At 57.7% G+C, this 21,512-nt stretch carries 17 protein-coding genes; 3 read left to right on the forward strand and 14 right to left on the reverse strand.

Annotation, left to right across the window (positions count from 1 at the left end; translation table 11 throughout):
• The 6 genes from glgP to asd all read right to left on the reverse strand — a co-directional run bounded on the left by glgP (position 1) and on the right by asd (position 10,712).
• Positions 1-2,448, reverse strand: a complete 2,448-nt coding sequence (gene glgP, locus ACOTWU_RS16235; protein WP_045338506.1) for a glycogen phosphorylase — start codon at positions 2,446-2,448, stop codon at positions 1-3.
• 18 nt (positions 2,449-2,466) lie between these two features.
• Positions 2,467-3,900: a glycogen synthase GlgA gene (glgA, locus tag ACOTWU_RS16240; protein ID WP_017384140.1), complete on the reverse strand. Its 1,434-nt coding sequence runs from the start codon at positions 3,898-3,900 to the stop codon at positions 2,467-2,469.
• Entirely contained in the window at positions 3,900-5,195 is a 1,296-nt protein-coding gene (glgC, locus tag ACOTWU_RS16245) for a glucose-1-phosphate adenylyltransferase (RefSeq protein WP_017384139.1), read from the reverse strand. Before glgC ends, glgA begins: the two co-directional genes overlap by 1 nt.
• Positions 5,196-5,212: 17 nt before the next feature.
• Entirely contained in the window at positions 5,213-7,186 is a 1,974-nt protein-coding gene (glgX, locus tag ACOTWU_RS16250) for a glycogen debranching protein GlgX (protein ID WP_126499073.1), read from the reverse strand.
• The gene (gene glgB, locus ACOTWU_RS16255; RefSeq protein WP_023304556.1) at positions 7,183-9,369 is read right to left on the reverse strand and encodes a 1,4-alpha-glucan branching enzyme; all 2,187 of its coding nucleotides are present in this window, start codon (positions 9,367-9,369) and stop codon (positions 7,183-7,185) included. Before glgB ends, glgX begins: the two co-directional genes overlap by 4 nt.
• A 239-nt stretch (positions 9,370-9,608) precedes the next feature.
• Positions 9,609-10,712, reverse strand: coding sequence for an aspartate-semialdehyde dehydrogenase (gene asd, locus ACOTWU_RS16260; RefSeq protein ID WP_003861575.1), 1,104 nt, complete (start codon positions 10,710-10,712; stop codon positions 9,609-9,611).
• 178 nt (positions 10,713-10,890) lie between these two features.
• Between asd and yhgN the strand changes: the two genes are divergently transcribed.
• Complete coding sequence (gene yhgN / locus ACOTWU_RS16265) at positions 10,891-11,484, forward strand: NAAT family transporter YhgN (RefSeq protein WP_003861574.1); 594 nt, start codon at positions 10,891-10,893, stop codon at positions 11,482-11,484.
• 161 nt (positions 11,485-11,645) lie between these two features.
• Here yhgN and gntU read toward each other — a convergent pair whose 3' ends face one another.
• From gntU to ACOTWU_RS16290, 5 genes are all read right to left on the reverse strand, one after another.
• Positions 11,646-12,986 (reverse strand): gluconate transporter, encoded by a 1,341-nt coding sequence (gene gntU, locus ACOTWU_RS16270; protein ID WP_017693851.1) that lies wholly within the window; start codon positions 12,984-12,986, stop codon positions 11,646-11,648.
• A 3-nt stretch (positions 12,987-12,989) separates the two neighbouring features.
• Positions 12,990-13,517 (reverse strand): gluconokinase, encoded by a 528-nt coding sequence (gntK, locus tag ACOTWU_RS16275; RefSeq protein WP_003861569.1) that lies wholly within the window; start codon positions 13,515-13,517, stop codon positions 12,990-12,992.
• A 126-nt stretch (positions 13,518-13,643) separates the two neighbouring features.
• Entirely contained in the window at positions 13,644-14,639 is a 996-nt protein-coding gene (gntR, locus tag ACOTWU_RS16280; protein WP_003861567.1) for a gluconate operon transcriptional repressor GntR, read from the reverse strand.
• 91 nt (positions 14,640-14,730) lie between these two features.
• Positions 14,731-15,426, reverse strand: coding sequence for a pirin family protein (locus ACOTWU_RS16285; protein ID WP_003861565.1), 696 nt, complete (start codon positions 15,424-15,426; stop codon positions 14,731-14,733).
• Between the two features lie 123 nt (positions 15,427-15,549).
• Positions 15,550-16,587, reverse strand: a complete 1,038-nt coding sequence (locus ACOTWU_RS16290) for an oxidoreductase (RefSeq protein ID WP_220719715.1) — start codon at positions 16,585-16,587, stop codon at positions 15,550-15,552.
• Between the two features lie 311 nt (positions 16,588-16,898).
• Here ACOTWU_RS16290 and yhhY point away from each other — a divergent pair, with 311 nt between their 5' ends.
• Positions 16,899-17,387, forward strand: a complete 489-nt coding sequence (gene yhhY / locus ACOTWU_RS16295) for an N-acetyltransferase (RefSeq protein ID WP_220719716.1) — start codon at positions 16,899-16,901, stop codon at positions 17,385-17,387.
• A gap of 87 nt (positions 17,388-17,474) precedes the next feature.
• Here yhhY and ggt read toward each other — a convergent pair whose 3' ends face one another.
• On the reverse strand, positions 17,475-19,220 hold the full coding sequence (ggt, locus tag ACOTWU_RS16300) for a gamma-glutamyltransferase (RefSeq protein ID WP_072134592.1): 1,746 nt from the start codon (positions 19,218-19,220) through the stop codon (positions 17,475-17,477).
• 122 nt (positions 19,221-19,342) lie between these two features.
• Here ggt and ACOTWU_RS16305 point away from each other — a divergent pair, with 122 nt between their 5' ends.
• Entirely contained in the window at positions 19,343-19,714 is a 372-nt protein-coding gene (locus ACOTWU_RS16305; RefSeq protein ID WP_015571465.1) for a DUF2756 family protein, read from the forward strand.
• Here the strand turns inward: ACOTWU_RS16305 and ugpQ are convergent.
• Both ugpQ and ACOTWU_RS16315 read right to left on the reverse strand, forming a co-directional pair.
• Entirely contained in the window at positions 19,704-20,444 is a 741-nt protein-coding gene (ugpQ, locus tag ACOTWU_RS16310) for a glycerophosphodiester phosphodiesterase (RefSeq protein ID WP_103269754.1), read from the reverse strand. The genes ACOTWU_RS16305 and ugpQ overlap by 11 nt on opposite strands.
• Positions 20,441-21,511 (reverse strand): sn-glycerol-3-phosphate import ATP-binding protein UgpC, encoded by a 1,071-nt coding sequence (locus ACOTWU_RS16315; protein WP_015571467.1) that lies wholly within the window; start codon positions 21,509-21,511, stop codon positions 20,441-20,443. Before ACOTWU_RS16315 ends, ugpQ begins: the two co-directional genes overlap by 4 nt.
• Position 21,512: the final 1 nt, after the last annotated feature.

A 21,512-nucleotide genomic window follows, 5' to 3' on the forward strand; every position in this document is an offset into this window, starting at 1 on the left:
TTACAACCGCACCGGATCAATATGCCAGATATTCTCGGCATACTCTTTGATGGTCCTGTCCGACGAGAAGTATCCCATGTTGGCGATGTTATGCATCGCGGCGCTGGTCCACTTCTCCTGCTGACGGTACAGTTCGTCCACCTCATCCTGACAATCCACGTAGCTGCGGTAATCCGCCAGCACCTGATAGTGATCGCCAAAGTTAATCAGCGAGTCCACCAGATCGCGATAGCGTCCGGGCTCCTCAGGGTTAAACACGCCAGTGGCGATTTGCGTCAGCACCTGGCGTAACTCGTCATCCTCTTCATAATACTCACGCGGCGAGTAGCCCTGCTTGCGCAGCGCCTCCACCTCTTCCGCCGTATTCCCGAAAATAAAGATATTCTCCGCGCCCACATGCTCCAGCATTTCGACATTTGCGCCGTCCAGCGTGCCGATAGTCAGCGCGCCGTTCAGGGCAAACTTCATGTTACTGGTGCCGGATGCTTCCGTCCCCGCCGTGGAAATCTGCTCAGAGAGATCCGCCGCCGGAATAATCAGCTGCGCCAGGCTTACGCTGTAGTTCGGGATAAACACGACCTTCAGCTTATCGCCAATGTCCGGATCGTGATTCACCACCTTCGCCACATCGTTGATGAGATGAATGATGTGCTTCGCCATGTAGTACGCGGACGCCGCCTTACCGGCAAAGATTTTCACGCGCGGCACCCACTCCGCCGTCGGGTCAGCCTTAATGCGGTTGTAGTGGGTAATAACGTGCAGGACATTCATCAGCTGACGCTTGTACTCGTGGATACGTTTGATTTGCACGTCGAACAGCGCTTTCGGGTTCGCCACCACGTTCAGATGCATCGCCAGCCAGACCGCCAGACGCTTCTTGTTCAGCAGCTTGGCTTCCCGTACCGCTTTATTCACCGTCGGGAAATCAATGTGCTGCTCCAGCTCGCTCAGCTGGCTCAAATCGGTGCGCCAGGTGCGGCCAATGTTCTCATCCAGAACATCGGAGAGCGGCTGGTTCGCCAGCGCCAGCCAGCGGCGCGGGGTGACGCCGTTGGTCACGTTGCAGAAACGCGTCGGGAAGATCTTCGCAAAGTCCGCAAACAGGGACTGCACCATCAGGTTCGAGTGCAGCTCTGACACGCCGTTCACCTTGTGGCTGATCACCACCGCCAGCCAGGCCATGCGTACGCGACGCCCGTTGGATTCATCAATGATCGAGGCGCGGCTCAGCAGACCGGTATCGTTCGGGTACTGCTCCTGCAAGGTCTTGAGGAAGTAGTCGTTGATCTCGAAGATGATTTGCAGATGGCGCGGCAGAATTTTGCCGAGCATATCCACCGGCCACGTCTCCAGCGCTTCGCTCATCAGCGTATGGTTGGTGTACGAGAACACCTGGCAGGTTACTTCAAACGCGTCATCCCAGCTGAACTTATGCTCGTCAATCAGCAGGCGCATCAGCTCAGGGATCGACAGCACCGGATGGGTATCGTTGAGGTGAATGGCGGTTTTTTCCGCCAGATTCGCATAGGTTTTGTGCAGCTGATAGTGACGGCTAAGGATATCCTGAATCGTTGCCGAGACGAGGAAATACTCCTGACGCAGGCGCAGCTCGCGGCCTGAGTAGGTCGAGTCATCCGGATACAGGACGCGTGACACATTCTCGGAGTGGTTTTTATCTTCCACCGCCGCGAAGTAGTCACCCTGGTTGAATTTACCCAGGTTGATCTCGCTACTGGCCTGCGCGTTCCACAGGCGCAGCGTATTGGTCGCATCGGTGTCGTAGCCGGGGATGATCTGGTCATAGGCCACGGCGAGGATCTCCTCGGTTTCCACCCAGCGGGATTTTTTCCCTTCCTGCTGAATACGCCCGCCAAAACGCACCTTGTAGCGCGTGTTGTGGCGCTTGAACTCCCACGGGTTACCGTACTCCAGCCAGTAGTCTGGAGACTCTTTCTGACGACCATCCACGATATTCTGCTTGAACATACCGTAGTCGTAGCGAATACCGTAGCCGCGCCCCGGCAGCGCCAGCGTCGCCAGTGAATCGAGGAAACAGGCGGCAAGACGCCCGAGACCACCGTTACCCAGCCCCGGGTCGTTCTCTTCGTCAATCAGCTCTTCTAAATCCAGCCCCATCTCTTCCAGTGCGTTTTTGACGTCGTCATAAATCCCGAGCGATAACAGCGCATTGGAGAGGGTGCGACCAATCAGAAACTCCATCGACAGGTAATACACCTGTCGCGTCTCCTGCGAAAGCTGGGCGCGGTTGGAGCGCAGCCAGCGTTCGACCATACGGTCACGCACCGCAAACAGCGTGGCGTTCAGCCACTCATGTTTGTTGGCAATAACGGGATCTTTCCCAATGGTAAACATCAGCTTATAGGCGATGGAGTGTTTCAACGCCTCAACGCTGAGCGTGGGGGAAGAGTAGCTAAATGGAGCATTCATATCAGTAACTTCGCCTCGTTACATCAAGCGTTGATAAAGGTCGCGGTAGGACTGCGCCGCAACGTGCCAGCCAAAGTCCATGGACATCGCCTGACGTTGTACGTAACGCCACAGGGATGGACGGGACCACAAGACGAAAGCACGCCGGATCGCCCGAAGGAGCGACCAGGCATTACTGTCCTCGAAAACAAACCCGCTGGCGATACCGTCCGCCAGGTTTTCCAGGGAGCTGTCAGACACCGTATCCGCCAGCCCGCCCGTGCGGCGTACCAGCGGCAACGTGCCGTATTTCAGACCATAGAGCTGCGTCAGGCCGCAGGGCTCGAAGCGGCTCGGCACCAGAATCACGTCCGCGCCGCCCATGATGCGGTGCGAGAACGCTTCGTGATAGCCAATCTGCACGCCCACCTGCCCCGGATGTTCCGCCGCGGCCGCAAGGAAACCTTCCTGCAATACCGGGTCGCCCGCGCCGAGCAGCGCCAGCTGGCCGCCCTGCTCCAGTAATCCCGGCAGCGCTTCCAGCACCAGATCCAGCCCTTTCTGGCTGGTCAGGCGGCTGACCACCGCAAACAGCGGCACCTTGTCGTTGACCTTCAGCCCCATCGCAATCTGTAGCTGGCGCTTGTTCTCCGCTTTGTCCTCCACGGAGTCGCGACCATAGCGCGCCGCCAGCAGGAGGTCCGTTTCCGGATTCCAGATCTGTTCATCCACGCCGTTCAGAATGCCCGACAAACGACCTTCACGGTGGCGCTGTTGCAGCAGCCCTTCCATACCGTAACCGAACTCCGGCTGGGTAATTTCCCGCGCGTAGGTTGGGCTGACCGCTGTGATGTGGTCGGCGTAGTACAGACCCGCCTTCAGGAACGAAATCTGTCCGTTAAACTCCAGTCCGTGCATGTTAAAGAACGACCATGGCAGATCGATGTCATTCATATGATGCGCGTAATACATGCCCTGATACGCCAGGTTGTGCACCGTAAACACCGATTTGGCCGGGTGCCCCTTCGCCGCCAGATACGCAGGAGCCAGCCCCGCATGCCAGTCATGCGCGTGCACCACGTTCGGACGCCAGAACGGATCCAGTCCGACGGCCATTTCCGCCCCCACCCAGCCGAGCAGGGCAAAGCGCATCACGTTATCGGTATAGGCGTACAGGTTGGTATCGTGATACGGGCTGCCGGGTCGATCGTATAAATGCGGGGCATCAATCAGGTAAATCCCTACGCCATTGTAATGTCCAAACAGCAGGGTGATACGTCCCGCGAAGGTCTCGCGACGGGTAACAACCTTTGCATCGGGAATACCGCGCCGGATATCCGGAAAAGCGGGCAACAACACGCGGGTATCCACCCCTCCGGCGATTTGCGCCGCTGGTAATGCACCAAGAACATCCGCCAGGCCGCCCGTTTTTAACAACGGGAACATCTCAGAACATACGTGTAAAACCTGCATCATCGCTCCTGTTTGATTTGCAGCTTCCGCAACATTTCCCGTGTTACTAACACGATCCCCTCTTCCGAACGGTAGAAACGACGCGCATCTTCTTCCGCGTTTTCCCCAATCACCATCCCTTCGGGAATGATGCAGGCACGATCGATAACGCAGCGACGCAGACGACATGAGCGTCCTACCCAGACATCCGGCAGCAGAACTGCCGAATCGATATTACAGAATGAGTTTATACGCACGCGCGGGAACAGCACGGACTGCACCACCACCGAACCGGAGATAATGCAGCCGCCAGAGACCAGCGAGTTGAGCGTCATGCCGTGGCTGCCGGAGCGATCCTGAACGAACTTCGCCGGCGGCAACGATTCCATATGCGTGCGAATCGGCCAGTTCTGGTCGTACATATCCAGCTCAGGCGTGACGGACGCCAGATCGAGGTTGGCTTTCCAGTACGCTTCCAGCGTTCCCACATCGCGCCAGTAAGGCTCCGCATTCGGATCGGACTGCACGCAGGACAGCGGGAAGGGATGTGCATACGCCATGCCAGCTTTGGTGATTTTCGGGATGATGTCTTTACCGAAGTCGTGGCTGGAGTTTTCGTCTTTGTCGTCCTCTTCCAGCAGTTCATAAAGATAATCGGCATCAAAGACATAGATCCCCATGCTGGCGAGCGATTTGGTGTCGTCGCCCGGCATGGTTGGCGGGTTCGCCGGTTTTTCGACAAAGTCGATAATCTTGTCATCGCCATCTACATGCATCACGCCAAACGCGGTTGCTTCCGCAACAGGCACCGGCAGACACGCCACGGTGCAGCGCGCCCCTTTTTCGACGTGGTCGATCAGCATGTGGGAGTAATCTTGCTTGTAGATGTGGTCCCCGGCGAGGATGACGATGTATTCCGCGCTGTAGCGACGAATGATGTCGAGGTTCTGGGTCACGGCATCCGCCGTGCCGCGGTACCAGTTCTCCCCGTGAACGCGCTGCTGCGCCGGGAGCAGATCGACAAATTCGTTCATCTCTTCGCTGAAGAATGACCAGCCGCGCTGAATGTGCTGCACCAGCGTGTGCGACTGATACTGGGTAATGACGCCAATACGGCGAATGCCTGAGTTCAGGCAGTTGGAAAGTGCAAAATCGATAATACGGAACTTACCACCAAAGTGAACGGCCGGTTTGGCGCGCTTGATGGTCAAATCTTTCAGACGGGTACCACGCCCGCCCGCGAGTATCAGGGCAACTGTTTTTAATGGTAGCTGGCGCGCCAACATTAACGGATCGTTCTTCTCTAATCTAACCATGACTAACTCCTTTTTTATCATCTTTGGAATACGCACACTCCGTGCGCAGGCCCGTGCCAGACAGCTATAACAACCGGATTATCCGCTCCGGCAAAGGGAGGAATGGCTCGCCATTCCCCGTCAGGTAAAACAATCTCTGCGACGTCATCCGTCGCGTTCAGCGTCACCAGCCACGCATCCGAAAGCAGGATTTGCAGACAGGGTATGCCGTGTTGCCACTCTTGCGCGCTTAACGGTTGCGCGTCTTTATTCAGCCAGCGAACGTTTCCGTCGCCCTCTTCCCACCAGCGGTCGGCGGTGAGCGCGGGGATGCGCTGGCGAAGATGGATCAGCGCCGCGGTGAAATGGGTCAGCCCGCTGTTCGCTTCTCCCCAGTCGAGCCAGGTCAGGGTGTTGTCCTGGCAATAGGCGTTGTTGTTGCCGTGCTGGCTGTGGCCGTGCTCATCGCCCGCCAGCAGCATCGGCGTGCCCTGCGACAACAAAAGCGTCGTCAGCAGCGCATGAACGCTGGCGCGTCGCCGCTCGATCACATCCAGACTTCCGCCTAACCCTTCTATACCATGGTTGAAGCTATGGTTATTGTTAGTCCCATCGCGATTCTCCTCGCCGTTTGCCTCATTGTGTTTCTGATTGAAACAAACGCAGTCGCGCAGCGTAAAACCGTCGTGTGCCGTCAGCAGGTTAATGGTGGCCGACGGACGTTTGCCGTCACGCTTGAAGAGATCGCTGGAGCCGGCAAAGCGACCGGCAAACTCCCCCAGCGATAGATCGCGCGTCAGCCAGAAGCGGCGGATGGCATCGCGGAAGTGGTCGTTCCACTCGGCAAACAGCGGCGGGAAATTCCCCACCTGATAACCGCCCTCTCCGATGTCCCAGGGCTCCGCGATCAGCTTAACCTTTGAGAGCACCGGGCAGTTTTTGATGGCCTCAAACAGCGGCGCCTGCTGGCTGAACGCCGGGGTGCGCCCCATCACCGGCGCCAGGTCGAAGCGAAAACCGTCCACGTGGAACGTCTCAACCCAGTATTTCAGGCACTCGTACGCGTAATGCGTAACGGCCGGATGACTGAGGTTGAGGGTGTTACCGCACCCGGTCCAGTTCTCGTAATCGCCGTCGTCCCTGATCCAATAATAGCTACGGTTATCGATTCCGCGCTGTGAGAGCGTCGGGCCGTCAAGATCGCTTTCCGCACTGTGGTTCAGCACCACGTCCAGAATGACCTCGATACCCGCCGCGTGAAGCGCCTTCACCGCATCGCGAAACTCATCCCGTGCCTTCTCCGGCTGCACCGCGTAGCGCGGGTCGAGGGCGAACATCGCCAGCGGGTTGTAGCCCCAGTAGTTGCTTAACCCAAGACGCTGTAGCCGCGGCTCGCTGGCGAAATGCGCCACGGGCAACAGCTCCAGCGCGGTGATGCCTAAATGCTTCAGGTACGCGACCATCGTCGGATGCCCAAGCGCTTTGTAGGTGCCGCGCATCTCTTTAGGGATTGACGGGTGCAGATATGTCAGCCCTTTAACGTGGGCTTCATAAATAACGGTGTTGCCCCACGGCGTGCGCGGCGGGGCATCGTCTTCCCAGTCGTAGAGATCGTGCACCACCACGCTTTTGGGCGCGACGGGCGCGCTGTCGCGGTGGTCAGGTTCGCCGTAGCCAACGTGGAACAGCGAGTCATCTTTAAACTCACCGTCCACGCGGTGCGCGCACGGGTCAATCAGCAGCTTCGCCGGGTTAAACCAGTGCCCCTGAGAGGGCTCCCAGGGGCCGTGTACGCGAAAACCGTAGTGCATCCCCGGCCGTCCTCCGGCCAGGTAGCCATGCCAGGTATCCCCCGTGCGCGCCGGTAAATCGTAACGGTGCTCGTTACCTTCCCCGTCAAACACACAGAGTTCCACCCGCTCCGCATGGGCGGAAAAGAGCGTGAAGTTCACCCCCTTTCCGTCAAAGCTCGCCCCGAGCGGTTCGGGTTTACCTGCCGTAAGCTGCGTCATTCACCCTCCCGCACCAGCCAGATTGTGCCAAGCGGCGGCAGCGTCAGGCTCAGGGAGTTCGGACGGCCGTGGCTTTCAATGGCATCGCTCTGCACCAGGCCACCGTTACCCGCGTTGCTGCCGTGGTAGTGCATGGAGTCGGTATTGAGAATTTCGCGCCATTTGCCCGGCTGGTTAATGCCGAAGCGGTAGTGTTCGCGCGGCACCGGCGTGAAGTTGCTGGCGACGATGATCTCGTTACCCGCTTTGTCGCGGCGCACAAAGACAAACACCGAGCGCTCGTGGTCGTCCACCACCAGCCACTCAAAGCCGTACGGATCGAAGTCCAGCTCGTGCAGCGCTTTGTGGTGGCGATAAGTCAGGTTCAGGTCACGGACCAGACGCTGTACGCCGTGGTGCCAGTTGTCCGCACCTTCCAGCAGATGCCAGTCAAGGCTGCTATCGTGGTTCCATTCGCGGCCCTGAGCGAACTCGTTGCCCATAAACAGCAGCTTTTTACCCGGGAAGGCGAACAGCCAGCCGTAGTAAGCGCGCAGGTTGGCAAACTTCTGCCATGGGTCGCCCGGCATGCGGTCGAGAATGGATTTCTTGCCGTGCACGACTTCATCGTGCGACAGCGGCAGCATGAAGTTTTCGGTGTAGTTATAGAGCAACCCGAAGGTGAGCTTATCGTGGTGATACTGACGATAAACCGGGTCGAGCTTCATGTAGTCGAGCGTGTCGTGCATCCAGCCGAGGTTCCATTTGTACCAGAAGCCCAGACCACCCATTGCCGGTGGACGGGAAACGCCCGGGAAGTCGGTGGACTCTTCCGCCATGGTCACGGCGCCTTCCACCTGCTCGCCGATAATCCGGTTGGTGTTGCGCAGAAACTCAATCGCTTCGAGGTTTTCACGGCCACCATACTCGTTCGGGATCCACTCCCCCTCTTTGCGGCTGTAGTCGCGGTAAATCATCGACGCCACCGCATCCACGCGCAGGGCATCAATGCCGAAGCGCTCGATCCAGTACAACGCGTTCCCGACCAGGTAGTTCGATACTTCACGGCGACCGTAGTTGTAGATCAGCGTGTTCCAGTCCTGGTGATAGCCTTCGCGCGGGTCGCTGTGCTCGTACAGCTTTGTGCCGTCGAACTCTGCCAGCGCAAAATCATCCGACGGGAAGTGGCCCGGCACCCAGTCGAGGATCACGTTCAGCCCGGCGGCGTGCGCGGCATCGATGAAATAGCGGAAGTCATCGCGCGTGCCGAAGCGGCGCGTGGGCGCATACAGCCCGGTTGGCTGATAGCCCCAGCTGCCGTCAAATGGGTGTTCGTTGATCGGCAGCAGCTCCAGATGGGTAAAGCCCATCCATTTGGCGTACGGCACCAGCTGGTCCGCCAGCTCGCGATAGCTCAGCCAGAAGTTGTTATCGGTGTGGCGACGCCACGAGCCGAGATGCACTTCATAGACGGAGATTGGCGCATCAAAGCGGTTGGCCTGCTTGCGCTCCTCGCTCTGGACAACCTTCTCCGGCAGGCCGCAAATCAGCGAGGCGGTATTCGGGCGTAGCTCTGCCTCAAAGGCGTACGGGTCAGATTTAATGCGCAGCTTGCCGTTGGCATCGATCATCTCGAATTTGTAGAGCTGACCGTTGTGCGCGCCGGGGATAAACAGCTCCCAGATGCCGGTTTCCCGGCGCAGGCGCATGGGGTGACGACGACCGTCCCAGTAGTTGAACTGCCCGACGACGGAGACGCGCTGGGCGTTTGGCGCCCATACGGCAAAACGCGTGCCGGTGATACCGTCCATGGTATCCGCATGGGCACCCAGCGTTTCGTAGGGGCGTAAATGGGTCCCTTCGGACAGCAGCCAGGCGTCCATCTCTTTTAAAAGCGGGCCGAAGCTATAGGGATCGTCAATCAGATTTTGCTGACCGTGCCAGATAACGGCAAGCTGATAACGAAAAGGATTTTTACGGCGGGGCATGACGCCCGAGAAGAAGCCACGCGAGTCGAGGCATTCCAGATTACCCACCTTGCGGCCGGTTTTGGGTTCGATAACCCACACTTCTGTTGCATCCGGTAACAGCGCCCGAACTTCCAGTCCGGCCTCTGTACGGTGCATCCCTAGCACAGAAAAGGGGTCGGCAAAGTGACCCGCAATAAGCGCATTAATCACGTCTCTCGAAATACGATCGGACATGGTGTTCATCCTGTTTTTTTATGTCGCCCTTTTTACGCGCTCCGGGACGACTTTTAATGTGACCTAAACGGTGCAGTTAATCCTCTCTGCTCCGCCCTACCCTCAGGTGAGAAATAAATCTTCCTTAAAGCATAGCCAACGTCGTGGGTCCTCCTGATAAAAAATAAGACATCTGCGTTTTACTCCATGTAGTACGCAAAAAAAGGGGGTGACAATCACCCCCCGTGTTTAACAAATTATTACGCCAGCTGGCGCAGCATGCGGCGCAGCGGCTCGGCTGCACCCCACAGCAGCTGATCGCCAACGGTGAACGCGGAGAGGTACTCCGGCCCCATGTTCAGCTTGCGCAGACGACCAACCGGGGTGGTCAGCGTGCCGGTAACGGCTGCCGGGGTCAGTTCGCGCATGGTGATATCGCGATCGTTTGGCACCACTTTCGCCCACGGGTTGTGTGCGGCCAGCAGCTCTTCCACGGTCGGAATAGACACATCTTTTTTCAGTTTAATGGTAAAGGCCTGGCTGTGGCAGCGCAGCGCGCCGATACGCACGCACAGACCGTCAACCGGAATGGTGTTCGCGGTGCCGAGGATTTTGTTGGTCTCAGCCTGGCCCTTCCACTCTTCGCGGGTCTGGCCGTTATCCAGCTGTTTGTCGATCCACGGGATCAGGCCACCGGCCAGCGGTACGCCAAAGTTATCCACCGGCAGCTCGCCGCTGCGGGTGAGCTGAGTGACTTTACGCTCGATGTCGAGGATGGCGGACGCCGGGTCTGCCAGCTCGGCAGCGACGCTCTGGTGCAGCTGGCCCATCTGGGTCAGCAGCTCACGCATATGACGCGCGCCGCCGCCGGAGGCCGCCTGGTAGGTCGCCACGGAGACCCACTCCACCAGATCCTGTGCGAACAGGCCGCCGAGGGACATCAGCATCAGGCTGACGGTGCAGTTACCGCCAACAAAGGTTTTCACGCCGTTGTTCAGGCCGTCTGTGATGACGCCCTGGTTAACCGGGTCAAGAATAATGATGGCATCGTCTTTCATGCGAAGCGAAGAGGCCGCATCAATCCAGTAGCCCTGCCAGCCGCTTTCACGCAGCTTCGGATAGATTTCGTTGGTATAATCGCCGCCCTGGCAGGTCACAATAATGTCGAGTGCCTTCAGCGCTTCCAGATCGTAAGCATCCTGCAACGTGCCTGTGGTACCCCCAAAGGACGGTGCAGCCTGGCCGAGCTGGGAAGTGGAGAAGAAGACCGGGCGGATGGCGTCGAAATCGCGCTCTTCAACCATGCGTTGCATGAGTACAGAGCCGACCATACCGCGCCAGCCGATAAAACCAACGTTTTTCATAGCATTTTTTTCCTGCAAGGGGTGTGTGCTGATTGTGCAAGCCAGTATTGAACTGGGATATGCTTCACATTACAAAATGCTGCCAAAGTCGCAAGCGAAATTAATCGATGATTGCCCGGCAATCAGAAAAAGTGCTAATCATCGCAATGACCACAATAAGTATCAGGGATAATTTAAGATGAGTGAAATCATTTCCGCAGCGGTTTTATTGATCCTGATTATGGATCCGCTCGGTAATCTGCCGATCTTCATGTCGGTGCTGAAGCATACCGAGCCGAAGCGCCGCCGGGCGATCATGATCCGCGAGCTGCTCATCGCCCTGCTGGTGATGTTTATCTTCCTGTTCGCCGGGGAAAAAATCCTCGCTTTCCTGAACTTACGCGCCGAAACGGTCTCCATTTCCGGCGGGATAATTTTGTTCCTGATTGCCATTAAGATGATTTTCCCGAGCGCGGAGGGCAGCAGCAGCGGCCTGCCTGCGGGTGAAGAGCCGTTTATCGTGCCGCTGGCGATTCCGCTGGTCGCCGGGCCAACGATTCTGGCGACGCTGATGCTGCTGTCGCATCAGTATCCAAATCAGATGAGCCATCTGGTGATTGCCCTGCTGATCGCCTGGGGCGGGACATTTATTATCCTGTTGCAGTCGTCGCTGTTCCTGCGCCTGCTGGGTGAGAAAGGGGTAAACGCCCTGGAGCGCCTGATGGGGCTGATTCTGGTGATGATGGCGACGCAGATGTTCCTGGACGGGATCCGGGCGTGGATGAAAGGGTGAAGATGTAAAAAAGCCGGGTGGCGCTTATGCTTACCCGGCCTACGGGACCTGAGGTTTTTGTAGGTCGGGTAAGGCGAAGCCGCCACCCGACAAAATATGCCCTCTGCGGCCTGATGCCCTCACCCCAACCCTCTCCCACAGGGAGAGGGAGAAAACAGGGATTAGCTCAGCAGCGTAAACGCAATCATCCCGACAACCGCACCCGTCGTGCCGAGGATGGTTTCCATCAGCGTCCAGGTTTTCAGGGTTTGCGCTTCGGTTGCGCCGGTAAATTTACCGAACAGCCAGAAGCCCGCGTCGTTCACGTGAGAAACCACAATCGAGCCACCCGCGATACAGATAGAGAGCGCCGCCATCTGCGCACCGGAGTAGTTCAGCTGTTCAATCACCGGCATCACCAGACCCACGGCGGTTAAGCACGCTACGGTCGCGGAGCCCTGAATGATACGTACCGCCGCGGCCAGCACGAAACAGGTGACTGCAATCGGCAGCCCCATCCCGGTCAGCGCTTCGCCCAGCGCCGGGCCAACGCCGGAATCCACCAGCACCTGCTTGAACACGCCGCCCGCCCCGATCACCAGCAGGATAATCCCCGCCGGTTGCAGCGCGGCGCCGCAGATCTCCATCACGCGGTCTTTCGGCATGCCCTGACGCATCGCCAGGCCGTAAATTGCTACCAAACACGCCACCAGGATCGCGGTGAACGGATGACCAATAAATTCGAACCATTCGTAAGCGGTTGACCCCACCGGCACAAAGCGCGCAGCGATGGTTTTCAGGCCCACCAGCACCAGCGGCAGCAGGATCAGCGACAGGCTGAAGCCGAAGGACGGCATTTTTCCCTCGCCCAGGTGCGGCTCGGAGATGTCATCCGGAATGTGCAGCTCAACGTAACGGCTGATGAAGTTGCCCCACAGCGGACCGGCGATAATCATCCCCGGAATTGCCGCGCACAGGCCAATCAGGATCATCCAGCCAAAGTCAGCATGCATCTGGGAGGCCAGCAGCATCGGCGCAGGCCCCGGCAGCAGGAACGCCGCCGCAGCCGCCACGCCCGCAAACAGCGGAATGACCAGCTTCACGAGGTTGGTACCAGTATGCCGCGCCATGGAGAACGCCACGCTAATCAGCAGCACAACGGCCACTTCAAAGAACAGCGGCAGCGCGCAAATCAGACCGGCCAGACCAATCGCGTAGTGCGCACGGCTGTGCCCGAAGGATTTCAGCATCTTGACCGCAATCTGATCGACCGCGCCCGTCTCGTGCAAAATCTTGCCAAACATCGCGCCCAGCGCCACCACAATGGCCAAGAAGCCGAGCGTGCCGCCCATCCCTTTTTCCATAGTCGCCGCGATTTTGTCGAGCGGCATGCCGGAAAAGAGACCGGCACCAATAGAAACCACCATCAAAGCCACAAAGGCGTGCATACGCGCCTTCATCACTAAAAACAGCAGCAGCAATACGGAACCCACTGCTGTCAAAACTAGCGTTAATGTACTCAAAACTTACTGCCTTTTATTAATAACCTCGATGGTGCTGGCAACAACACCTTCCAGCGGCTGATCGATATCAACCACTAAGACATCCTGTTCGTCAGCTCCCGGCTCCTGCAACGCTTCGAACTGCGTTACCAGCATCTGGGTTTTGAAGAAGTGGCCTTTACGCGCCTTCAGGCGGCTTTCAATCACCCCGAAATCACCTTTCAGGTAGATGAAAGAGAGGTTCGGGTTGCCGTCGCGCAGCAGGTCGCGATAGGTTTTTTTCAGTGCGGAACAGACGATCAGGGAGACTTTATTGGTGCGCTGCATCGCGAACGCGGCGTCATTCAGCGCCTGCAACCATGGTTTGCGGTCGTCGTCGTTCAGCGGCTCGCCGGAAGCCATTTTCATGATGTTGCTGCGCGGATGGAGGAAGTCACCATCAAGAAAGGCAGCCTGGAGTTGATGCGCCACTTCGCTCGCCACGGCAGATTTACCGCTACCGGACACGCCCATCAGGACGTAAACGTGGTGATCGTGATTAGTCGTGCTCAAAGGGTGTCCCTCAGTCAATTGTTACGGGTAACAGTTATCGGTAACATTGTCCTGCCGGGGCATAAGAGAAGCAATATCCAAACGTGCGCGAAGTGAATAAGTGTGAGCTACTTCAAATTTGTCGGATTAAATAGATCCACCCGGTGACAAGGTGAAACCTAAATCTAACATTTTCGGGGTAACTGCCTCACCACGAATGCGCGCCAGCAGGCGCTCTGCGCCAATGCGGCCCATGCGTTCACGCGGGGTCAGGACGCTCGCCAGACGCGGCTCCATCACCTGGCCAATGTCGTGGCCGTGGAAGCCGGCAATCGCCATATCATCCGGGATTTTTAAACCCAGACGCTGGCACTCAAACGCGGCGCCGACCGCAAGGTCATCGTTGGTGCAGAAAATACCGTCCAGTTGCGGATACTCGCGTCGCGCCTGACGCATCAGCTCAATACCCGACGTGTAAGAAGAAGATTGCTCCACCATCACGCTGTACGGGGTTAAACCGGCGTCGAGCATCGCCTGCTCGTATCCCTTCTGTTTGATGATAGTACGTTCATCCAGACGCGCACCCAGATAGGCCACATGGCGATGACCGCGGGCGATGATCGCCGCCGTCATCTGACGCGCCGCTTCAAAGTTATCGAACCCCACGGCGATGTCGAGGCACGGCGACTGGCTGTCCATCAGTTCCACCACCGGAATGCCTGCCACTTCAATCATTTTCAGCGTGCGCGGGGTGTGAGTACGTTCCGTTAAAATCAGGCCGTCGATGTTCCAGGAAAGCATCGATTCAAGACGTTCCTCTTCCAGTTCCGGCTTGTACCCGTAGTGGGCGAGCATGGTCTGATAGCCAAACGCATCGGTGACGCTTTCAATGCCACGCAGCACTTCGGCGAATACCTGGTTGGTTAAGGAAGGAAGCAGGACGCCCACCGCACGGCTGGTCGCATTGGAGAGAATATCGGGCGCGCGGTTGGGGATATAACCCAGTTCATCAAGGGCGGCGGCAATCTTGCCACGCAACGCCACGGAAACCTGTTCCGGGTTACGTAAAAAACGGCTGACCGTCATTTTGGTCACACCGACGCGATCGGCGACATCCTGAAGTACGGGGCGTTTCTTTTTCATCGTCCTGAGAAATCTTGAAGTGAGAGATATGCTCAGTTTATCACGGACAAAGCTCAACCTTCCCCGTTTAAAGGGAAGGTTGAGAAATTATTTAGACCGGCGGCAGGTCAAACAGCAGAATTTCACTTTCGCTGTCGGCATGCACGGAGAGCGCCTGCTCATCCCAGACTGCCAGGCCATCGGCGGTTGTCGCTTTGGTGCCGTTGATGGACACTTCACCTTTCACCACCTGGATCCACACGCGGCGGTTAGCGGCAATCTGGTGTACAGACTGTTCATCTTTCGCCAGCGCCCAGCGGTACAGCTCCATATCCTGATGCACTTTCAGGGAACCTTCACGCGCATCCGGGGACAGCACCAGCTGTTTGCCCTGTTTCGCGTCGAAGCGGCGCTGCTCGTAGCGTGGCGTGATGCCGGTCTCTTCTGGAATGATCCAGATTTGATACAGGTGCAGTTTTTCCGTTTTGCTCGGGTTGTACTCAGAGTGACGCACCCCGGTACCCGCGCTCATAATCTGGAACTCGCCCGCCGGAACCTGCTCTTTGTTGCCCATGCTGTCCTGGTGCTCAACCGCCCCTTCCAGCACATAGGTCAGGATTTCCATGTCTTTGTGCGGGTGGGTACCGAAGCCCTGGCCTGCATCAATCACGTCGTCGTTAATCACGCGCAGTGCGGAGAAGCCCATAAAGTTCGGGTCGTAGTAGTCGGCAAACGAGAATGAATGCCATGAGTCCAGCCAGCCATGATTCGCGTGACCACGTTCGTTTGCTTTGCGTAAGTAGATCATTGTTTTCACCCTCAGTTCGTTTCGATGGAGTAAGTGTGGACGCAAACGCCCTGGGATCATAGAGGGTGAAAATTGACTCCTCTGTTCAAAAATTTAGAACAAGCGCAGAGGAGCCATTTTTGCTTATTTTGCGAGGGTTACCGTGGCAGGAGAAGCCTGCTCAAAGGCCCGTTCAAGGATTTCCAGGTTGGTCAGAACGTCAGATTCCTTGACATAATTCGGCGCGCCGGTGGCGAGGGTGTCATACAGCGCATCGTAGACGCGTCCATAGTCGCCCGTTTCCGGCTTCAGCTCTTCCCTGACCGTCAGGCCCTCGTCGTTCACGTACTCCAGCACGCCCACGGAATCATCTGCCGCAAAGCCCGGTTCACCCGGCATGATATTGACCTTCAGGCTGGTCTCCTGTTGGTCAATACCGTACTTGATAAAGGAGCCTTTCTTGCCGTGAACGATAAATTTCGGGTAGTCGATTTTCACCAGATGGCTGGTTTTTACGATGGCTTTCAGGTCGCCGTAGAACAGCTGCGCTTCAAAGGTATCGTCCGGGTTGGCCTTATTGCGCAGGCTGCGGATGTCATACGCCACGTGGTCCGGGCGGCCAAACAAGGAGATGATCTGGTCCATGGTGTGCACACCGAGACCGTAGAAAGATCCGTCCTGCGGCAGTCCGGGCTGGGTTTCCGCCACCGGGCGGTAGTAATCGAAGTGGCTTTCGATTTCCACGATCTCGCCGAGTTTGCCGCTTTCAATTGCCTTTTTTGCCGTCAGGAAGCAGCTGTCAAAGCGACGGTTCTGGTACGGCGTGACGGTCAGCCCTTTGCTTTTCGCCAGCGCGAACAGCTCCTTCGCTTCGGCGATGGTCGGGGTGAACGGCTTTTCCACCAGCACGTTTTTACCTGCTTCCAGCGCGCGTTTCGCGTAGTCAAAGTGGCTGTCGGCGTGGGTACAGACCACCACCAGCTTCACCTGCGGGTCGTTAAGCACCTCATCAAGATCGCTGGTGAAATGAATATGGGAATACTGCGGAGACTGCTCTTCTGGCTTCGCGCGGCGGCGATAGATATGGGCCACGTGCCAGGTCTCTTTTCGGTTAAGAACATACGGAAGGTGGTAACGCGTGGTGCTTTTGCCAAATCCAATAAATGCACAATGTAGTGTCATGGCTCAGTCCTTTTGGAAGGTTACTGAGTTTTACCATAGCGCATGTTTTGCCCTCACCCCAGCCCTCTCCCACAGGGAGAGGGAGAAAAAGGGCAAAAAAAAAGCCAGCGAGAAGCTGGCTAAAGTAATACTGGAAGCAATGTGAGCAATGTCGTGCTTTCAGGTTCCCGTAGGAGGTCTTCCTGAATGCAGAGCAATAATAATCATTCTCATTCGCACTTGTCCAACACTTTTTGCAAAAAATAGCGATTGACTCAACTTTTAAAGTCACTGATGTTGGAGGGGACTTTTAACTGACTGAGGAACAAGGAATGAGTGAGATAGTGATACGCCACGCTGAACCGAAAGATTACGACGCCATTCGTCAGATCCACGCCCAGCCGGAGGTGTACCACAGCACGCTACAGGTTCCTCATCCTTCAATGGAAATGTGGCAAATGCGGCTAGGCGAGCAGCCGGGCATTAAACAGCTGGTTGCCTGCATTGATGATATCGTGGTCGGCCACCTCACCATTGATGTCGCCCAGCGACCACGCCGCAGCCACGTTGCAGATTTCGGTATCTGCGTTGGCGCGCAGTGGCATAACCGCGGCGTGGCCAGCGCACTGATTCGCACCATGATCGATATGTGCGACAACTGGCTGCGCGTCGACCGCATCGAGTTAACGGTGTTTGTGGATAACGAACCGGCAATCGCGGTGTACAAAAAGCACGGGTTTGAGATTGAAGGCACCGGCAGGCGCTACGCCCTGCGCAACGGCGAGTATGTGGATGCGTATTATATGGCGCGTATGAAGTAGTTTGTTGCCGGGTGGCGGCTTCGCCTTACCCGGCCTACGTTCGTGCCGTTCCAGGCCCGGTAAGCGCAGCGCCACCGGGCAAAAAAATCAATACCCCGCCGTTAAATCATCCACCGAACGCGGGTCCGATGCGCCAAACAGCGCCCCGTCCGGCCCGACCATAATGCTCTGGGTGCTGCCCATCGCCTCCTTCACCGCCACCTTCTGCCCGCGCTGCTCAAGCAGCTTGAGGGTGTCCGGGCTAAAGCCCTTCTCCACGCGCAGCTCGTCCGGCAGCCACTGGTGGTGGAAACGCGGCGCATTGGTCGCTTCAGCGACGTTCATCCCAAAGTCGATACTGTTCACCACCATTTGCAGCACGGTTGTGATAATCCGGCTCCCGCCAGGGCTGCCGGTCACCAGCCAGGTTTTGCCGTCTTTCACCACGATGGTGGGCGACATGGACGACAGCGGGCGCTTCTTCGGCCCGACCGCATTCGCATCGCCGCCGACCAGGCCGTAGACGTTCGGCACGCCCGGTTTGGCAGAGAAGTCATCCATCTCGTTGTTCAGCAAAATGCCGCTGTTGCCCGCCACAATCCCGGTGCCGAAAGTGGTGTTAAGCGTGTACGTCACCGCCACCGCGTTACCGTCTTTATCTACCACCGAGAAGTGGGTGGTCTGGTTACTTTCATACGGCGCCAGCTTGCCCGGGCGGATCTCGCTCGACGGCTTAGCCTTATTGATGTCGATCTCGTCGGCAATCGATTTGGCATAGGCTTTGTTGGTCAGCGCCTGCCACGGCACCTTCACGAAGTCCGGATCGCCAAGGTATTCCGAGCGGTCAGCGTAGGCGCGCTTCTCCGCCTCCGCCATCACCTGCATGGCATCGGCGCTACCGAAGCCGAACTTGTGCATATCGAAGTTTTCCAGAATATTGAGGATCTGCACGATGTGAATGCCCCCGGAGGACGGCGGCGGCATGGAGAAGACCTCGTAGCCGCGATAGGTGCCGCTGATCGGCTCGCGCTCCACCGCCTTATATTCCGCCAGATCCGCTTTGGTGATCAGCCCGCCGTTCTTCTGCATCTCATCGGCAATCTGATCGGCAATCGGCCCCTTATAGAAGGCGTCCGGACCGTTTTCTGCAATCAGTTCGAGACTTTTTGCGAGGTTCTTCTGCACCAGCTTATCGCCCTTTTTCAGCGGCTCGCCGTCTTTCCAGAAGATAGCCTTGCTGTTCTCATGATTGGGAATAACTTCGCTGCCGTAGGTTTTGAGGTCGTCCGCCAGCGCGTCGTTGACGACGAAGCCGTCGCGCGCCAGCTTGATGGCAGGCTGCACCACTTTATTCAGCGGCAGCGTGCCGTATTTTTCCAGCGCCAGCGAGAAGCCCGCAACGGTGCCCGGCGTGCCGGAGGCAAGGTGCGAGGTCAGAGACTTTTTACTGTCCGGATTGCCCTGATCGTCGAGGAACATATCGCGGGAAGCCTGGTTCGGCGCCATCTCACGGAAGTCGATGGCCGTGGTTTTACCGTCTTTGGTGCGCAGCATCATAAACCCGCCGCCGCCCAGGTTCCCCGCCTGTGGATGCGTCACCGCCAGCGCATATCCCACCGCGACCGCCGCATCCACCGCGTTACCGCCCTGCTTAAGAATATCGACGCCCACCTGCGTTGCCAGCGCGTCAACCGAGGCCACCATGCCGTGCGTCGCCCGCACGGGGTGAAAAACATCCTCCTCCACGCCGTAAGAGACCGGAGGAGCGGCGGGCGGGTTGGCCGCCACGGTAAATGTGCCGCCTGCCATCAGCGCAGCGATGGCGACCCAGCGCAAAAAGGTTGGTTTCATCATTATAGTTCTCCAGGTGAAGGGGCCCATATTCCCCGCTTAAGCCTGGTTCACAACTCTTAAAAAATCATCGTTATGCCGGAATCAGGGTAAACTTAAGAGAAGCCTCAAAGGAGGAGATAACCATGAAACGATTACTGATCCTGACCGCGCTGCTTCCGTTCGCCGCGCTCGCACAGCCAATCAACACCCTGAACAACCCGAACCAGCCGGGCTACGTCATTCCGAGCCAGCAGCGTATGCAGACGGAGATGATGAGCCAGCAACAGCAGCAGAAAGGGATGCTCAATCAGCAGTTAAAAACGCAGACCCAGGTGCAGCAGCAGCACTTGCAAAACCAGATGAATACCAACACCCAGCGCGTGCAGCAGGGCCAGATGCTTGAACAGCCGCTGCCAAACTCAAACGGTGGGATGTTAGGAGGCGGGGTATCGCAAAGCAGCGGTCAGCAGCACATGCTGCCGACCCAGCAGAACGGCAGTATGCTTAATAAATAAAGTTCGGCCCGATCTGGTCAATCGCATCAGTACAGATGCTGTCCACGCCCCAGCGCAGCAGCTCGGCTGCACGCTGGGGTTTGTTGACGGTATACACCAGGATATGCAGACCGGCCTCCTTCAACAGCGTCACGCGCGCTTCATCCAGCAGCTTATGGTTGAGGTGGATCGACACGCAGCCTAAGCGGGTCGTCAGCGCGCGCCAGTCTTCTCGCCACGCATCCAGCAGCAGCCCGCGCGGCAACTCCGGAACGGCGGCCTGTGCGGCTTCCAGCGCGTCGATGTCAAACGATGATAACAGCGGCGGGGTCATCCCTTCCCACAGCTCGCGCGCGGCAAGGGCAATTACTTTACCCGTCAGCGGCCCGGTGCCGGTGGTCGGTTTGATTTCGATGTTGGCCATCATGCCGTGTTGACGACAGCGGTCCGCCACTTCCGCCAGCAGCGGCAGCGGCTCGCCTTTAAATTCGCCGCTGAACCAGCTTCCCGCGTCCACCTTCAGCAGGTCACGCCACGGCAGTTCTCCCGCCACGCCCCAGCCGTTGCTGGTGCGTTCGAGATTGTCGTCATGCAGCAGGAAAATTTCGCCGTCCTTGGACAGCTTGGCGTCGAACTCGATCATCGTGTGGCCGTAGCGCGCGCCAACGTCAATTGCCGCCAGGGTGTTTTCCGGCGCCAGTTTACCGCCGCCACGGTGGGCGACGATGTGGGGGTAAGGCCAGTTGCTCATACTCGTTGTCCTGTTTCACCGTCAAATAAGTGCAGGTGATTTTCCGGCATATGCAGCCACAGCGTGCTGCCTGCCTTCGGGCGCTCCTGATGCGGCAGGCGCACCACCAGCTTTTGCTCGCCCCAGCGTCCGTGCGCCAGGTTGTCTGCGCCCAGCATCTCCAGCGTGTCCATCACCAGCGGCACGCCGCCGTCCGCCTGAGACGTCAAACCAATATGCTCCGGGCGGATACCGAGCGTCATCTTACGCCCGGCGTAGCCACGATAGTACCAGTTGATCGGCAACGCCATCCCGCTTTCCAGCTCGAAGTGGGTTCCCGCCGTATTGATCCGCCCGTCCAGCAGGTTCATCGCCGGGCTGCCGATAAAGCTCGCCACAAAACGGCTGGCCGGTTTTTCGTAGACCTCCACCGGGGTGCCAATCTGCTCGGCGATGCCTTTGTTCATCACCATCACGCGCTGGGCGAGGGTCATGGCTTCAACCTGATCGTGGGTCACATAGAGGGACGTGGTTTTCAGGCGGCGATGCAGCTGCTGTAGCTCAAGGCGCATCTGCACGCGCAGTTTGGCGTCGAGGTTTGACAGCGGTTCGTCGAACAGGAATACCGCCGGATCGCGCACGATGGCGCGCCCCATCGCCACGCGCTGACGCTGGCCGCCGGAAAGCTCGCGCGGGCGGCGCTTAAGCAGGCCGTCAAGTTCCAGAATGCGCGCGGCTTCTTTTACGCGCTCGTCGATATGACCTTTGCCCATACCGCGAATTTTCAGCCCCCAGGCCATGTTCTCTTCCACACTCATGTGCGGATAGAGGGCATAGTTCTGGAATACCATCGCGATGCCGCGATCTTTGGGTTCCATCTCGGTGACGCGCTGGCGGTCAATCCAGATATCCCCGGACGTTACGCGCTCCAGCCCGGCCACCATACGCAGCAGGGTGGATTTTCCGCAGCCGGATGGGCCGACCATGACGATAAATTCCCCGTCCGCCACGTCAAGCGTCAGCGGCTGAATGACCTGGGTTTTACCGTCCCAGCTTTTGGTTACTGCCTGTAATTTTAAACCTGCCATC

It is taken from the genome of Enterobacter cloacae complex sp. GYL001, from assembly GCF_049237125.1.
Classification (GTDB): Bacteria; Pseudomonadota; Gammaproteobacteria; order Enterobacterales; family Enterobacteriaceae; genus Enterobacter; species Enterobacter hormaechei_C.

Excerpts from the sequence above, each read along its gene's own strand:
- glgP (WP_045338506.1), bottom strand. The coding sequence starts at position 2,448 with ATGAATGCTCCATTTAGCTACTCTTCCCCCACGCTCAGCGTTGAGGCG.
- ggt (WP_072134592.1), bottom strand. The coding sequence starts at position 19,220 with ATGATGAAACCAACCTTTTTGCGCTGGGTCGCCATCGCTGCGCTGATG.
- ACOTWU_RS16285 (WP_003861565.1), bottom strand. The coding sequence starts at position 15,426 with ATGATCTACTTACGCAAAGCAAACGAACGTGGTCACGCGAATCATGGC.
- gntR (WP_003861567.1), bottom strand. The coding sequence starts at position 14,639 with ATGAAAAAGAAACGCCCCGTACTTCAGGATGTCGCCGATCGCGTCGGT.
- ACOTWU_RS16305 (WP_015571465.1), top strand. The coding sequence starts at position 19,343 with ATGAAACGATTACTGATCCTGACCGCGCTGCTTCCGTTCGCCGCGCTC.
- asd (WP_003861575.1), bottom strand. The coding sequence starts at position 10,712 with ATGAAAAACGTTGGTTTTATCGGCTGGCGCGGTATGGTCGGCTCTGTA.
- glgB (WP_023304556.1), bottom strand. The coding sequence starts at position 9,369 with ATGTCCGATCGTATTTCGAGAGACGTGATTAATGCGCTTATTGCGGGT.
- ACOTWU_RS16315 (WP_015571467.1), bottom strand. The coding sequence starts at position 21,511 with ATGGCAGGTTTAAAATTACAGGCAGTAACCAAAAGCTGGGACGGTAAA.
- glgX (WP_126499073.1), bottom strand. The coding sequence starts at position 7,186 with ATGACGCAGCTTACGGCAGGTAAACCCGAACCGCTCGGGGCGAGCTTT.
- glgC (WP_017384139.1), bottom strand. The coding sequence starts at position 5,195 with ATGGTTAGATTAGAGAAGAACGATCCGTTAATGTTGGCGCGCCAGCTA.
- yhgN (WP_003861574.1), top strand. The coding sequence starts at position 10,891 with ATGAGTGAAATCATTTCCGCAGCGGTTTTATTGATCCTGATTATGGAT.
- yhhY (WP_220719716.1), top strand. The coding sequence starts at position 16,899 with ATGAGTGAGATAGTGATACGCCACGCTGAACCGAAAGATTACGACGCC.
- ugpQ (WP_103269754.1), bottom strand. The coding sequence starts at position 20,444 with ATGAGCAACTGGCCTTACCCCCACATCGTCGCCCACCGTGGCGGCGGT.
- ACOTWU_RS16290 (WP_220719715.1), bottom strand. The coding sequence starts at position 16,587 with ATGACACTACATTGTGCATTTATTGGATTTGGCAAAAGCACCACGCGT.
- glgA (WP_017384140.1), bottom strand. The coding sequence starts at position 3,900 with ATGCAGGTTTTACACGTATGTTCTGAGATGTTCCCGTTGTTAAAAACG.